The sequence below is a fragment of the Xanthomonas hortorum genome (assembly GCF_011305375.1).
Taxonomy (GTDB): Bacteria; Pseudomonadota; Gammaproteobacteria; order Xanthomonadales; family Xanthomonadaceae; genus Xanthomonas; species Xanthomonas hortorum_E.
The window spans coordinates 12282-27422 of record NZ_VCME01000012.1; the positions used below are offsets into that span (position 1 = coordinate 12282).

The following is a 15141-nucleotide window of genomic DNA, read 5'->3' on the forward strand; positions in this document are numbered from 1 at the left end:
TTTCAATGGAAAAGAATGCAATCGCAGCGCTGCGAGCCATGCTGCTCAAACTGCCCGCCACTGGGGAGGATGGGTTTGAAGGGCTGCTAGCTGTTGTTCTTGCCGAAATCTCGGGAGTGCCTTTCCGGCTGTCCGGCAGCGGATCGCAGTTCGGCATAGATGGCAAGTCGGCCTACGAGGACGACGCCATCTGCTTCGAGGCAAAACGCTACGATCGCAAGATCCCAAGAAACGAAGTCATTACCAAGATTGCCGAGTTGACGATCGACGGTGGAAGCAGAGTCGATCTGTGGGTACTTGGCGCGACGACGTCCGTCAGTACCCAACTTGCGGACAACGTTCTGGAAATCAGCGAAAGAAACGGAATCAGTACGCTTGTGCTGGACTGGAGCAGGGCGGATCTGCCAGCACTCGCGGTCGCCCTGGCGATGGCCGCAGAGGCGGCTGCGGAGTTCATCGGCCGCAGCGCGGGAGACGAGTTCGGAGTCCGTGCCAACGCATTGGCATTACTCAAAGCATTGGAGGACGACGAGCGGTTTGCGAGACATGCCGCGCGCATCCGTGGGTTGCTCCGCGAGCCGACAATCGGCACCTCGCTGGCAGTGCGCAACAATCGCCGCTGGCTTGAGGACGTTTTCGGCAGCCAGCAAAGCGCCAAGCGCCATCTCCGGCAACCCTTGGCCCCCGGCGACGCGGCATTGGGCAACCCGTTGCCGAGGGAGTCGCTGGTCTCCGAAATGGGTTCGTTCCTTGAATCCCGGCCAGCCGGAAAAATTGCTGTCATCGTTGGGGACGAAGGAAACGGCAAGTCGTGGTTGTTCGCACAAAGCTGGTTGTCGCAGGCGGACCGGCCGCTGATGGTGGTGTTCACGGCTGACGAGTTCAGCGATGCTGCGGCAGTCAGCGATGTCATCGGCGCGTTGATCGACAAGCTTGTGGCGCAGACTGGCGGCAGGAAATCGGAGTCCGCTGTTACACGGTGGCTCCGAACCTTCAACAGTTGGCGCAGGACAGGAACGCCCGCCTCGCCTCGTCTGGTGGTCGTGATCGACGGAATGAACCAGCGACCGCAGCTCGACTGGGGGCGGATCGCCAACGACATGAGCCATGAGTTGAGCAGGATGGGCGGGCAGCTGGTTCTCACCACGCGCACCGTGCACTACTCGGCGCACGTGAAGAGACGCCTGATTGCATCCACCGCAGTGATTACCGTGCCGGAGTGGACAGAGACCGAGCGCGACTTGATCCTCGAGGGGCACGGCATACGAGTGGACGAACTGCCCCAGACGGTGGCCACGTCGCTGCGCAATCCCAGACTGCTTGCGATCGCATTGGAACTGCTGCAGGAATCGCATATCAGGCAGCTCGAACAACTCAGCATCAGCCGGCTGCTTTTCGAGCACATGCGCATCTACGGTGAAAGGGACAACCCGGTTCCGCGTCCGGCACACGAGTTCGCACGCGCGCTCAGGGAGCATGCATATGCGATCCTGAAGAGGATCGACAGGCGTCAGATTGACGACCTCAAAGTCTTCGACGGCGGTCTGGAAGCGGTATCGGACGGACGATTCTTCATCCAGCTCGAAGACGATCCGACGCGATATCGGCTGGATGAAAGCGGTCTCACGCTCGCATTGGGCTTCGCGATCGTCGATGAACTGCGCACGGCCAGGCGCAACGGGCGCGACCTGACGGCCACGATCGAGGCGATGATCGAACCAATCGCCTCCCTCGATCGGACGTCCGACGCGGTGCTCGCCGCGCTGACCATCTCCTGCCTTGACGGAGACTGCCCAGTGGAGATCGGTGCGGCTATCACATGTGCCTTCGCCGGATTGCAGAACCCCAATGCGGACGAGTTCCCGGCGTTCTGCCTGCTGGCTGAAGGCCGGCCGGACGTTTTCATGCAGGCGGCGCGCCAACTGTGTCTCGCCCCCGACAATCCATCCAACTTCGACTGGGTGCGGGCTGCGCTGCACGCAGCAAAGCAGAGGCATTCTGCATGGACGGCGATGATGCCGATCCTGCAATCCTGGTTGGGACACTACTCCCTGGCTCCCGAGGCGCGGATGTATTCCATCCGCTCTGGTGACGATGCGGGCAAAGTAGACGAGGAACGGCGCAAGAGGCAGGCTGAGATTGAGGCCAAGATAGTGGCGCTTTCAGTGCCCGAGAAGGCGTTGCTGGGCGAGCTCACGAGGAACGACGGCGATGTGGATGCGCTCGCGCACCTCGCCCTGACGCTGATCGCGGGAAAGCCGGTCGCGCCGTTCTCGAAGGCGCTGCTTCACTGGAGCTTTGCCGGCGCGCTGAACATGGGGTTCTCATGTCCCTACGACCAGTTCATCCATCTGATTCGGTTCAATAACGTCGACTGGCCGGAAGCGCGCGATGCCTTACTGGAGGTGGGCAGTATGTTCGCCGATGCCTGTGTGTCGCGAACCGGCAAGTGGGCGCACGTGAATCTCCTGCGAGCGACAGGAGATCCTGCCGCGGCAGTCCAGGAGCAGGCTCTGCTGCTCGAACTCACTGCCGATTGGCCAACATTCGAGGGGTGGCGTCTCGTCGAGAGGTATTGTGCGAGCGATCCTTGCGACCCGGAGAGCCAGAGGCCGGACAACATTACGGAAACGGCGAAGGGCTACGCCGACATCGATGTCGCGAAGATCCGCCTGTTCATGGGGCCGTCCGGGGACGATTTACATTTTGCGGATGCCAGGGCAGGGCTGGCGCGATTCGAGCCGTCGGTGGCAATCGCAAAGCATCGGGAGTTCATCGGCCATGTCCTTTCCCGGAAAGGGCTGGCGTTGCGCCAGGGGACTTTTGAGATGGGGCACCACAATGCCCTTCTGACTGCGGCACAGGCCAAAGACATGGCGTTTAGTGTGGAGGCTGGAGTTATCGCCAGCGCTGCTGCAGCGCTCAAGGGAAACGAGCCCCATTTCATCGCGCAGTATTTCCTGCTGGCCGCGTTTCCGCTGCTGAGCGCCGACGAGCAAGTCAAGGCTCTGTTGTCGCCGCACACGGAAGGCAACCCACTGCTTTCCGTTCTATACATCGCCAAGTCGCTTGAGCAGTCAACATATGAATCGTTGCTGCTGGATACAATCCATAGCGGAGACGAGCGCGCATTGGTCGTCGTCCTCGCTTTCGGCGCCCACTCCGACACTCTACTGTCCGATCGCGTTCTCGATCGCCTCCCCGAGCTCATGGGGAGCAAGATAGAGACGGTCCGCGCGCTCACTTTGTATATGGTCTTGAACGCTGGTGACCAACGCGCGATCGAGTCGGTGGTGAAAAGCGGGTGGTCCGCCAGGAACCTCGACGGCAGGGGCGGCTACGAAGCCTGGTACGGCTCCCATGTGATTCTGGAGGCGGCCAGGCTTGGAATTCTGGCCTGTAGCGATGCGCTTGACCGCATAGCTCCCGAGCTATTTGGCCAGGCTGCGAATAGGCTCGGCGGCGATGCGGGCGCCACGGTTGCGCGGTGTATCGATGCCTCGATCAGGAGAGCGGCCGGCTTCGAGCTGGATGTTGCCGTGCCCGTCATTGAGATAAATCAGCGGTGCGAAGACACACTCGAGCCGGCGCGCTACCACGTCTCTGCGCGGCCGGAAGAGCGCGACGACCTGACGGAACTGATGCGCGATGACGAGGACGAGAGCGACAGATTCGAAGAGCAGCAACGCCTTTCCCATGTGGCTTTCGATGTCTTGAAGGCTAAGCTGACCGCGGCGGACGCGACGATCGTGCTGGACAGGTTGCGCTGTGGCGATTTCAAGAAGATTGCCGAAGCGGACAGAGGGCTCGCGGAGGACTGGGCGGACCTGTTTTTGGGGTTGCCGAAGGCTCGTCATGGCGGCGTCCACAACTTGGCGCTGCTGCTGGCGCACGCGATCGCCGGTTGGAATCCCGATCTGGCGGCACGGCTGTTCGAAACGCTGCACGCAAGCGAGCCGTATGTCAGAAACAGCTTCGGTCGCATTGGACTGCCATTGGCTGGACTGGCCCTTTGGTCGGCTCAGGATCACGCTCTGCTCGAAGCCATCCGTAGTCGGCGCTTGGACAGCGCCATCAACGACGACGAACTCGCTCTGGAGGTGCTGACCGCGCTTTGGAGCAGCAAAGAGGCGGCCCTGGAGCGTTACATCGAGGAAAATCTGGAGAGCGGAGAGCCGTCCAGAATGGCTCGAGCATTGATGGTGGCGGGACTATCGGGCAAGGGGCAGGCAAATGCGGCCGTGTTGGCGCGGTACAAGGGTACGCCGGGCTTCATCGGAGCTGCCCAGTCCGCGGCTGCGTACGCGTTTGACCGCCATGCATGGGCGATGCACTGGCACGGGAAAATGCTCGAAGCGGCGACTCCTGAGGACTTCTGGCGCTTCTCGGTGCTATTTCTCAAGGTCGTCGATGGACGGTTCGATGTCTTTAGCCGGGACGACGGGACTGCTTCCGTTCCCTATCGGCAGTTCTGGCCTGGTGTCGAAAGTCAGTTGAAGAACCGCTACCAGCGGGTCCGCTCGGAACGAAAGAAAAAGCTATTCGGGGAGAAGTCGCCAGAAAAGGAATTCTTACTCCCGTAAAGACCTGCCGCAGGGTAGCAAACTGCCTTACTTGAGCACCCGTGCCGCGGGATTGTCCACTGCTGCACCAGTTTGAAAATACCCGATCACGCTTGCCACGGATCGGTGCTCAGTCATTGCCATCACTGCGGGCAGCGGCATGCCTTGCTTCCCGGCCTCTGTCACAAACCCCGACCTTAAGCTGTGGGCTCCAAAATCCCCCTCCAGTCCTGCCAATCTGGCACGGCGTTTCACGATCGACGCCACCGAGCCAGGGAGCAGGGCAGAGCCTATTCGATCCTTCCATATCCGTCGAAAATCGCCCCCTCATGAATCCTGGCTGCCTTGAACCAGGCTGCCAGCGCTTCGGCAGATCTCCCCAAAATCGGCTTGTCTGGCGTCGAATCCGCCTTCACTCTCGACTGTTGCGTCTTCGAGTACTCCAGCCGATAGATATAGCCGTCGTCGCCGACTTTGCGCAGATCACGCATGTCTGCGGCGGCGATTTCACTACGCCGGCGCCCGCCGCTCGCGAACCCGAAGCAGAGCAGGGCGCGGTCACGCAGACCTTCGAGGCTGTCGTCACAGGTGGCCAGCATGGCTTCCAGTTCGGCCCGTGTGATGGCAGCCTTCTTGGTGGGACGTTCACCGCGTTTGACCGCAGCACGCTGAGCTCGGCTGAGCAACGTCCTGACAGTGGGCAGCTCGCAGGGGTTAGCCAGCCGCTTGAGCTTATGGGCGGTCGAGAGCACCGCCACCCGCTGGACCACTGTCGACAGTTTAAGCGGCCCGACTTTGGCCTTCAGGCCAGCGGCCACCAGAGCTTGATCCAGTGACGTCGGCAGTTCGCTGACCAGCCCGGTTTTGCTCACGATCCGAGCAAAAAGGACACGAATTTAAAAAACTGATACAGAGCCAGATCCAGCGGAGCCGCGCCCGTGCCGCCCAAGAACTTACTTCGCATAATGTATATTATGTCAGGAAATGCTCAGCTGACCTTCTACCTCACAGCCCCGTTGTCCTCCTGCAACTCCCGCTTGAAAGGCACATCCGGCGGCGGTCTTGCGGTCGCTGGTTGGTCGTTGAGATTCGGGTCGCTCAGGCCGCAGCCGCCGCCGAACTGCAGCAGCGACACCACGCAGCTGATCTTGGTGGTCGTTCCCGGGATCGGGATCTCGATCTTCTTCAGGCCGCGCCGCACCCATTCCTGCAGCAGCGACTGGTTCGGCATCCAGTACTTGTCCAGCGAGGTCGGCGTGTAGCCGTACGGCGGACGTTTGAGCCAGGTGCCGCCCTGGGCGATCTGGTCGCGGGTCCAGGTGTCGGTGTCGCTGCCTGGCGGCCCGCGTTCGCCCGCGCCGTTGCCTGCATCGCCGGTTCCGGCGGCAACGCGGACGCTGCCATCGGCGTTGAACATGCCATCGCGTTGGCCATTGGCGCCGGTCGTTTTCCCGTCACGGTTGCGGTCGGATTTGCTCCAGTCGTCGGCCTTGGTTGCCACATCCCAGCCACCGCTGCGGTCTGCCGGCTGTGGGCCGGCGTTGCTATTGGTTGCAGGCTTGTTGGATGAAGATGCCGCTGCCGCGTTGGTGGATTGTTCGGATCGCGATTGGGTCGCTTGCGATGGTGTGGACGGCGCAGTGGAAGGCGTCGGCTGCGCCGCAGCGCTAGCGACCGATGCTGTCGGCGACGGAATGGTCGGGGTCGATTGGGCAGGCACCGCAGGTGCCGGCTGAAGCTGCGGCGCCGGATCCGGCACGCTCGGCAACTCCGCCGTTCGAACCGCTATTTCCGGCATGCGAACCGTCGGCGTGAGCTCGCGATTGCGCACGACTGGCGCAACGACCTGAGGTCGATCCGGTACGACGATTTCGCGCTCACGGACCGTTGGCGCATCGGCAGATCGCACCGCAACGTTGGTGGCAGGACGTTGCAATTCGCGCACTTGCGGCTGTTCGGTCACCGTCTGAATCTCACGCTGACGCACCTGTATCTGAGGCGCTGCAGCCTCGATCGGGCGCGGAGCCACGGTGATCGTGGGCGGTGGCGGCACCACAAAGTCGTTGGTGGCCACTGGCGTTTCGGTAACTTGCAGCGGCGATTCGATCGTCACCGGCGACACCTGCACCCTCACCTGCGGCACATCCGGCGTCGTTGGCTCGCTGACGGCAGCCACGGGTTCGGGCGCGACCTGCTGCGGTTCGGCAGCACTGGAGCGATCGACTGAATCTGTCGCTTGCGGCGACGTCGGCGTTGCCGACGCAGTGGGATTACCACTCGCCGCATTCGCTTGCGACGCTGTAGACGCTTCACCCGACGCCGCCTGCGCAGCAGCAGGTTCCCCTTCACCACCGCCCTGCTCCGCCGCGCCTTCGCCGATGAAGCTCATGCGCACGCGCGATTCGTCGCCCTGCGTGGTTTCATCCGGCGCCCAGCGCACGCTGACCACCCAGATCAGCAAGGCGATGAAACCGAGGTGGATCAGAAAACTGCCGAGCAGCGCCAGCCAATGCAGCGGGCGTTCGTCTTTCCGGCGCGGTTCCCAGTGTTGCCACCACAGGCTGCGAAAGGCCTGAAATGGAGACAGCAGCGCAGCAGTCTGTAAGCCGTTCGGTAACGCTGGCCGCGCCAGCAGTACATCGGCCACCTGGCCGCGGTCGAACGGCGCAACCACGCTGTCGCGGTTGCGCATCCAGGTTGCCCATCCGTAAGGCAGGCCAGTGCGCCGATCCAGAATGAGCTTGCTCGGCATGCGCGCGCGCAGTGCCTGCAGCAGATCGGCGGCCGTTGTCACCGGTGGTGCGGAATCAGGCCGCGCTGTCGCGCGGAATGTACGGCGCGTCGCCGGTGGCGTGGTCGGTCGCGTCGCGCACCGCAATCACGCCGGGCACGCGTCCCATCAAGGTCTTCTCGATGCCTTGCTTCAAGGTCACATCGGCCATGCCGCAGCCATGGCAACCGCCGCCAAAGCGCAGCAGCACCAAACCATCGGCCGAGACCTCTTGCACTGCCACGCGCCCGCCATGCGAGGCCAGCTGCGGGTTGATCTCGTTCTCCACCACCCAGCGCACACGCTCCACCATCGAGGCGGAATCTGCCGGCGCTTCGCCCTTGATCTTGGGCGCCTTGATGGTGAGCTGCTGGTTGCCGGTGGACTGGGTGACGTAGTCGATCTCGGCGCCATCCACCCACGGCACGCTGGCGGCGACGATATAGAGAGTGAAGCCGTCGCAGTCGATCGCCCATTCGTCGCCGCTGAGATCGGCCGGTTCGGCGAACTCGAGGCGGGCATCGGCGCGCGGGGTACCCGCATCCACCGCGCTCAGGCGCACGCCCATGCCGGGCACGCCCTCGCGTTCGATGAGCTTGCGGAAATAGGTCTGGGCTTTGTCGGATATCTGGATCATGCGGGTTATTCTACCGCTCAATGCGCCCGCGCTCATGGAACACCGTGATCCCGTTGGGCGCGCTGTCCGCCACTCCTGCGAGACCGTCATGACCGATCTGATTCCCCTGGAGCAGGCCCATTGCCTCCCGCGCAAAGGCAGCGACCACAAGCTTGGCGAAGCCCGCCTGGCCGAGCTGTTCCCGCAGGTGCCGGGCTGGGAGCTGGCCGAAGCGGGCACGGCGATCACCCGCACGTTCCGTTTTGCCGACTATTACCGCACCCTCGCCTTCGTGAACGCGCTGGCCTGGATCGCCCACCGCGAGGACCATCACCCCGATCTGGGCGTGCATTACGACCGCGTGGTGGTGCGCTATTCCACCCACGACGTCGGCGGGCTGAGCGAGAACGACTTCATCTGCGCGGCCAAGGCTGCGCAGCTCTACGATCAGGGAGCCACTGCATGACCCGTTACCGCACCGCCCTCGCCTGCCTACTCGTTGCCGTCGGCATCAGCGGGTGTGGCAAGTCGTCCCAGCAGGCGTCCGTGCCAGCGGTTGCACCGACCGAGCTGGCCGCCTTGAAGACGCCGCCGCCGGAATACTCCCCGCAACTCGCCTGCGCCGGAGTCGGCGGAACCTCCGTGCTCAGAGTCGTGATCGGTACCGAAGGCACCCCCACCGACGTGTCGCTGGCGCAAAGCAGCGGTCAACCGGTGCTGGACGAGGCCGCGCAAAAGCGCGTGCGCGAATGGAAGTTCAAGCCTGCCACCCGCAACGGGCAGCCGGTGCCGCAGACGATCCAGGTGCCGGTCGCGTTCAAGCCGCCGGTGCCGCGTCCGGACGAATGCTTCGCCATCGAAGAGCGTGCACGTCGCGGCGGCTGAGCGTTGATGGAATCTCGCAGGTAGCGCGTCGCCAGACAGGCGACGCTGGGGAAACGGACAGGCGAATGGCGCATGTCCGTTTCCAGCAGCAAACGCATTCGTTTGTTTGCCCGTAATCGTTCTGCCCATCGCACCAGGCACCACACGTTCGTCATCCATGCATGACCATCCTGCAATCGAGGGTGGCCGTGTGCCTATCGCGCAGCAATCGCCACGCTCCCCGCAGAAGTGCGTTCCATTCCACGAGGTCGTCGCGTCACATGCTCGAAGTGTCATCACAGAACGTCTGGACCGCGTTTGCGGTCACTCTGGCCGCCGGACTCGCTACCGGCCTCGGCAGCCTCATGGTGGTGTTCTCCAAGAAGCCCAACCCGCGCCTGCTGGCATTCGGGCTGGCATTCGCTGGTGGCGCGATGGTGTACGTGTCGCTATCGGAGATCCTCAACAAGTCGATCGCCTCGTTCTCCAACGCCTATAACGACAAGCTCGGCTTTACCTTCGGCACCTTGGCGTTTTTGGCTGGCATGCTGCTGATCATGGTGATCGACCGCCTGGTGCCAAACCCGCACCAGAGCCTGTCCAGCGACGACCCGCAGTTTCGCGACGACAACCGCGCCTACATCCGTCGGGTTGGCCTGATGACTGCCATTGCGATCACCGCGCACAATTTCCCCGAAGGCCTGGCCACGTTTTTTGCGACGCTGGAAAGCCCCGCAGTCGGCATGCCGCTGGCATTCGCCATCGCCATCCACAACATCCCCGAAGGCATTGCGATTGCAGTGCCGGTGTACTTCGCAACGCGCAACAAGTTCTATGCATTCGGCGCCAGTCTGCTGAGCGGATTGGCCGAGCCGATCGGTGCCGGCATCGGCTATCTGGCTTTGTCCAATGTGCTGTCCGAGGCGGTATTCGGCACTGTCTTCGGCTTGATTTCCGGCGTCATGGTGTTTCTGGCGCTGGATGAATTGTTGCCCGCCGCCAAGCGCTACGCGAAAGGCCATGAGACCGTCTACGGCCTGGTGGCCGGAATGGGCACCTTGGCGATCAGCCTGGTGCTGTTCCGCTTTGCGACGCCGTGAGCTGACGTGGCCTGCGGTGATTGCGTTCAGCGACCCAGCCGGTCCAGCGCGTCGGCCAGCTCCGGTGCCAGCGGTGCGTTCAACACATACGGTGCCTTGCCGGCATCCAGTGCGAACTCCAGCGAGGCCGCGTGCAGAAACAACCGCTTCAGGCCGATCTGCTCGCGCAGGCGCTTGTTGACCTCCGCCTCGCCGTACTTGTCGTCGCCGGCCACCGGATGCCCCAGGTGCTGGGCATGCACGCGGATCTGGTGGGTGCGACCGGTCTCGATGCGGACCTCGCAGTACGAGTGCCCGCCGCGTCGTTCGAGCAGTTTGAAGTGGCTCAGCGACGGCTTGCCGATCGCGTTCACCTGCACGTGCCGCTCGCCGCCCTGGCGAAGGCCGATATGCAACGGCGCATCCACCGTCATCACCCCGTCCGGCATCCGCCCGACCAACAGGGTCAGGTAGCGCTTGGTGATACCGCGGCCCTGGACGCGGTCGTCCTCGCGCATCAGTGCCTGCATCTCGGTCAGCGCCGAACGCTTCTTGGCCACGATCAGCAAGCCGGAGGTGTCGCGATCGAGCCGGTGCACCAGCTCCAGGGTCTGGTTTGGGCGTAACGCGCGCAAGGTTTCGATGGCGCCGAAGCTGATCCCGCTGCCGCCATGGCTGGCAACCCCGGACGGCTTGTTGAGCGCCAGCAGGCGCGCGTCTTCGAACACGATCGCCGCCTCCAGCCGGGCCATGAACGCCGACGGCGGCGCTGCCTTGTCGCCTTCCTCATTGACGCGCACCGGTGGGATGCGGACTTCTTCCCCACCTTCGAGCTTGCGCTCGGCCTTGGCGCGGCCGCCGTTTACCCGCACCTGACCGCTGCGCACCAGCTTGTAGATCAGGCTGCGCGGCGCGCCCTTGAGCTGACCAAGCAGGAAATTGTCCAGCCGCTGCCCGGCACGGTCTTCCGGAACTTTGAGAATGCGCACGCCTGTACGGTCGGCAGGCGGCTGGGGGGACTGGGGGTCGGTCATCTGGCTCTTTATTCTGTTACACTCGGCGAGCGAGATAAGGGTTTGATTTCGTTGGAAGTTGATTGGCCAGAAGCCTGACTTCCGATGATTCCGGCACAGTGCGCGACCACCGCCCCCGGGGCGGCCATGTTAGCGGCTCACCGGCCTGCCCGGCCATCGCCGTCGGTTTTTGACCGTCGCGCTGAACATGTCCCGTGCGCTGCCCCGGTTCGTCCGGACGCGGCTGCCGGCCCTGAAACACCTATAAAACTTAAAGACAAGCGCTCCCGCGGCCTGCCGTGGTGTTGCAGCGCTGGAAACCCTGGTCAGGCCTGTCCGCGCGTTGCGCGAAGGGCCGACAAGCTGTTCCAGAGGCGAAACGTCACGGCGTTCCGCGCGGTAGAGCGCGTGAGGAACGCAACAATGAAGCGAATGCTGATCAACGCAACGCAGGCCGAAGAGCTGCGCGTGGCGATTGTGGACGGCCAGACCCTGTACGACATCGACATCGAACAGCCGTCCAAGGAACAAAAGAAGTCCAACATCTACAAGGGCCGTATCACCCGGCTCGAGCCCTCGCTGGAAGCGGCGTTCGTGGACTATGGCGCCGAGCGTCATGGCTTCCTGCCGCTGAAGGAAATCTCCCGCGATTACTTCCAGGCTGGCGTCGACCACAACAAGTCGACCATTCGCGAGCTGTTGCGCGAAGGCCAGGAAATCGTGGTGCAGGTCGACAAGGAAGAGCGCGGCAACAAGGGCGCTGCCCTGACCACGTTCATTTCGCTGGCCGGCCGCTACATGGTGCTGATGCCCAATTCGCCGAGCGCCGGTGGCGTCTCGCGCCGGATCGAAGGCGAAGACCGTGCCGCGCTGAAGGAAGCGCTGGACAAGCTCGACATCCCCGACGACATGGGCGTGATCATCCGCACCGCCGGTGTCGGCCGTGACGCCGAAGAGCTGCAGTGGGATCTGGATTACCTGCTGCAGACCTGGAAGGCGATTGCCGAGGCGGCGCTGAGCAAGCCGGCCGCGTTCCTGATCTACCAGGAATCGCGCCTGATCATCCGCGCCCTGCGCGACTACCTGCGCGCCGACATCGGCGAAATCCTGGTCGATACGCCGGAGCTGTACGCCGACGCCCAGGAATTCATGCAGCAGGTGATGCCGCAGAGCCTGCGCAAGCTCAAGCACTACACCGACGACATTCCGCTGTTCAACCGCTTCCAGATCGAATCGCAGATCGAAGGCGCCTACGAGCGCAATGTGCGGCTGCCCTCGGGCGGCTCGATCGTGGTCGATCAGACCGAAGCGCTGACTGCCGTCGACGTGAACTCCTCGCGCGCCACCAAGGGCAGCGACATCGAAGAGACCGCGTTCCAGACCAATCTGGAAGCGGCCGAAGAAGTGGCCCGTCAGTTGCGCCTGCGCGACCTGGGCGGCCTGGTGGTGATCGACTTCATCGACATGGCTTCGACCAAGCATCAGCGCGAAGTCGAAAACAAGCTGCAGAACGCGCTCAAGTACGACCGTGCGCGTGTGCAGCTGGGCCGTATCTCGCGCTTCGGCCTGATGGAAATGAGCCGCCAGCGCCTGCGTCCGAGCCTGGGCGAATCCAGCCAGATCGTGTGCCCGCGTTGCGATGGCCATGGCCGTATGCGCAGCGTCGAGTCGCTGTCGCTGTCGATCATCCGCGTGGCCGAAGAGCACGCGATGAAGGAGAACACCGGGCAGGTGCTGGTGCAGGCCCCGGTGGAGATCGCCAATTACCTGCTCAACGAAAAGCGCAGCGCGCTGCGCGAGATCGAAAATCGCCACGCCTCGCCGATCATCATCGTTGCCGACGAGCAGCTGCACACCCCGCACTACGAAGTCACGCGCCTGCGTGAGAACGAGCTGGGCGAAGACAGCGGCAAGCCGAGCTATCAGCGTGGTACGCCGCGCAAGTTGCCGGTGCATGCGTTGACCAAGGCGCAGTTGAACATTCCGGCAGCGCCGGCAGTGACCTCGATCAAGCCGAGCCAACCGGCTCCGGTGCGTGAGGAAGCCCCTGCCCCGGTCGCTGCAGCACCTGTGCCGGCTCCGGTCGTCGCACTGCCACTTCCTGCGCCGGTCACCGGCGTGGTCGGTTGGCTGAAGCGGATCTTCGGTAGCGTCGAACCAGTGGCTCCGGTCCCCGAGTCGACCCAGCGTCCGCGCCAGAACGATCCAGCCCGTGGCAACCGCAACGAGCGTGGCGATCGTGGTGGTCAGCGCCGCGATGGCCGTGGTGAAGCGCGTAACGGCGGCAATCAGCAGCGTGGCAATGGCGGTAACGGCGGCAACGGCAATGGCGCCAACAAGGAGCGTCGCGATGAGCGTCGCCAGCCTGCCAATGGCCAGAGCGCGCAGAACCCGCAGAATGGTGGTCAGGCGCAGCAGCAGGTGCAGGTCGCCAAGCCGCCGCGCAACGAACCGCAGGCACCCAAGCAACCGCAGCAGGGCCAGCAGCAGCAAAAGCAGAAGCCGCAGAATCAGGCTCCGCGTCCCCCGCGTGCATCTGCACAGCAGGACGGCGCGCCGTCCGAGAGGCAACAGCGCCCCGCCCGTCAGGACGAAGGCACGGCTTCGGCACAGACGCTGACCGCAACTGCCGCAACCGCGACGACTGCCGGTGTGGTTGCGGCAATCGCTGAAACCGCCGCGCCGGCGACGACGCACGTTCCCGCTAATGAAGCCAACCCGGCACACCCGGTCGATGTGATCGTGACCGAAGCGCATGCCGACCGTGGCACTGACGCCAGTGCAGACGGGCAGGCACCGGATGCAGCAGGCGATGATTCGGCCAATGGCGAAGGCGGCAGCCGTCGTCGTCGTGGCCGTCGTGGCGGCCGTCGTCGTCGTCGTGGTGCTGGCGCAAATGGTGAAGGTGGTATCGGTGCCGACGGCCTGGAAACGGACGATCTGGATGGCGATGCCGAAGGCGATCTCGATGGCGACAACGAGAACGAAGGCGACGAAGCCGGCACGCAGACGCATGCCTCCGCTGCACCGCGCGCCGGCCAGCCGGAGTTCGACTTCGACGATGAAGCCGCGCCTGCGACCACTGCGCGCGCCAAGCCGGAGTCCAGCACTCCAGCAGCAGTGAAGCCGCGTCCGGTGCCGAAGGAGCGTTCGGAAAGCCAGGTAGCGGCCGACACCACGTCGACCACTGCACCGGTCTCCAATGCCACGCCGTCCTTCGAACGGCAGGCTGCGGCGGCTCCGGTTGCAGCTGCAGCCGAGCAGGCGCGTGGCGATGCTTCAGTTGCCTCTGCGGCACCTGTTGCGCAATCCGCACCGACGGCGACACCTGCTCCGGTTGCAGCTCCGACGCCGACTCAGGCTTCGGTTGCTACTCCGGCTCCAGTTGTGGCTCCGGCTTCGGTCGCTGCTTCGACACCGGCTGCCAACCCGGCTCCCGTTGCAACTCCTGCCGCGGTCGTGACGTCTGCTCCTGCAGCTGCGCCTGTCGAGCGTGCCGCTACGACGACGTCGGCGACTGCGCCGGAGTCGGTTACGCAACAGAGCCAGGTGTCGTCGGCATCGACTGACGTTGCAGCACCCGCTGCGGTCAGCCCGGAACGCACTGCACCCGTCGTGGCCCCGGCACCAGTGCAAGCGGAGTCGGTGAAAGCCGAGACAGCTCCGGCTGCTGCTCCAGTGCACACGCATGCGGCACCTGCGCCTTCGAGCGTCCCGGCTGCCCAGGCAGAAGTGGTCACCGTCAAGCCGTCGCAAGCAGAGCCGTCCAGCGCTGCAAGCCCGGCTGTGGATGTCGCAGTGACCTCCACCACGACGGTGCCGCAGAGCACTCCGGCTGCCGACGCTGCTCCAGTGACTCAGGCACGCAAGCCGTACGCACCGGTGCAGACGACGCTGCTCGACGCATTGGCTCCGGCCGATGCCACAGCACCGGCATCGTCGGCCTCGGCGCCTGCTGAAACGCCGGCACCGTACAAGGCGCCTGAGCAGCCTGCAGCAGTCGCCCCCGTAGCTCCTGCGAACGTGCAGAAGCAGGCAGACGATGCGCACAAGCCGACGGTTGTCGTTCCGGAAGCTGTAAAGCCGGTGGCTCCATCGACCACTGTGACTGAGGCTCAAGAGCAGAAAGACGACACCAACAAGCCACGTAGCGATCACTGATCCCTGCATCGCCTGTTTCGACCTTGCCTGACTAATCAGGCAAGGTCGACGTCAAACAAAGCGGCCTTCGGGCCGC

The 15141-nt window shown here is 63.8% G+C and carries 8 protein-coding genes and 1 pseudogene; 5 read left to right on the top strand and 4 right to left on the bottom strand.

Annotated features, from left to right (window positions below):
* Positions 1–5 precede the first annotated feature (5 nt).
* Positions 6–4583, top strand: a complete 4578-nt coding sequence (locus FFY45_RS12710; RefSeq protein ID WP_176340715.1) for a hypothetical protein — start codon at positions 6–8, stop codon at positions 4581–4583.
* Positions 4584–4610: 27 nt separating this feature from the next.
* Here the strand turns inward: FFY45_RS12710 and FFY45_RS21960 are convergent.
* The 3 genes and pseudogenes from FFY45_RS21960 to FFY45_RS12725 form a co-directional block, all read right to left on the bottom strand.
* Positions 4611–5458, bottom strand: a pseudogene (locus FFY45_RS21960) (site-specific integrase).
* A 104-nt stretch (positions 5459–5562) separates the two neighbouring features.
* Positions 5563–7356: a transmembrane repetitive protein gene (locus FFY45_RS12720; protein WP_176340716.1), complete on the bottom strand. Its 1794-nt coding sequence runs from the start codon at positions 7354–7356 to the stop codon at positions 5563–5565.
* Between the two features lie 13 nt (positions 7357–7369).
* On the bottom strand, positions 7370–7969 hold the full coding sequence (locus FFY45_RS12725; protein ID WP_176340717.1) for an NfuA family Fe-S biogenesis protein: 600 nt from the start codon (positions 7967–7969) through the stop codon (positions 7370–7372).
* An 88-nt stretch (positions 7970–8057) separates the two neighbouring features.
* Here FFY45_RS12725 and FFY45_RS12730 point away from each other — a divergent pair, with 88 nt between their 5' ends.
* The 3 genes from FFY45_RS12730 (at position 8058) to zupT (ending at position 9912) form a co-directional block, all read left to right on the top strand.
* Positions 8058–8414 (top strand): 4a-hydroxytetrahydrobiopterin dehydratase, encoded by a 357-nt coding sequence (locus tag FFY45_RS12730; RefSeq protein WP_023904057.1) that lies wholly within the window; start codon positions 8058–8060, stop codon positions 8412–8414.
* On the top strand, positions 8411–8833 hold the full coding sequence (locus FFY45_RS12735; protein ID WP_176340718.1) for an energy transducer TonB: 423 nt from the start codon (positions 8411–8413) through the stop codon (positions 8831–8833). The genes FFY45_RS12730 and FFY45_RS12735 overlap by 4 nt, the downstream gene beginning before the upstream one ends.
* 260 nt (positions 8834–9093) lie before the next feature.
* Positions 9094–9912, top strand: a complete 819-nt coding sequence (gene zupT, locus FFY45_RS12740; protein WP_176340719.1) for a zinc transporter ZupT — start codon at positions 9094–9096, stop codon at positions 9910–9912.
* 26 nt (positions 9913–9938) lie between these two features.
* Here the strand turns inward: zupT and FFY45_RS12745 are convergent, their stop codons facing one another.
* Positions 9939–10925: an RluA family pseudouridine synthase gene (locus FFY45_RS12745; RefSeq protein ID WP_176340720.1), complete on the bottom strand. Its 987-nt coding sequence runs from the start codon at positions 10923–10925 to the stop codon at positions 9939–9941.
* A gap of 411 nt (positions 10926–11336) precedes the next feature.
* Here FFY45_RS12745 and FFY45_RS12750 point away from each other — a divergent pair, with 411 nt between their 5' ends.
* A complete protein-coding gene (locus FFY45_RS12750; RefSeq protein WP_176340728.1) occupies positions 11337–15065 on the top strand; it encodes a ribonuclease E/G in 3729 nt (1242 codons plus the stop codon).
* The last annotated feature ends 76 nt before the right edge of the window (positions 15066–15141 follow it).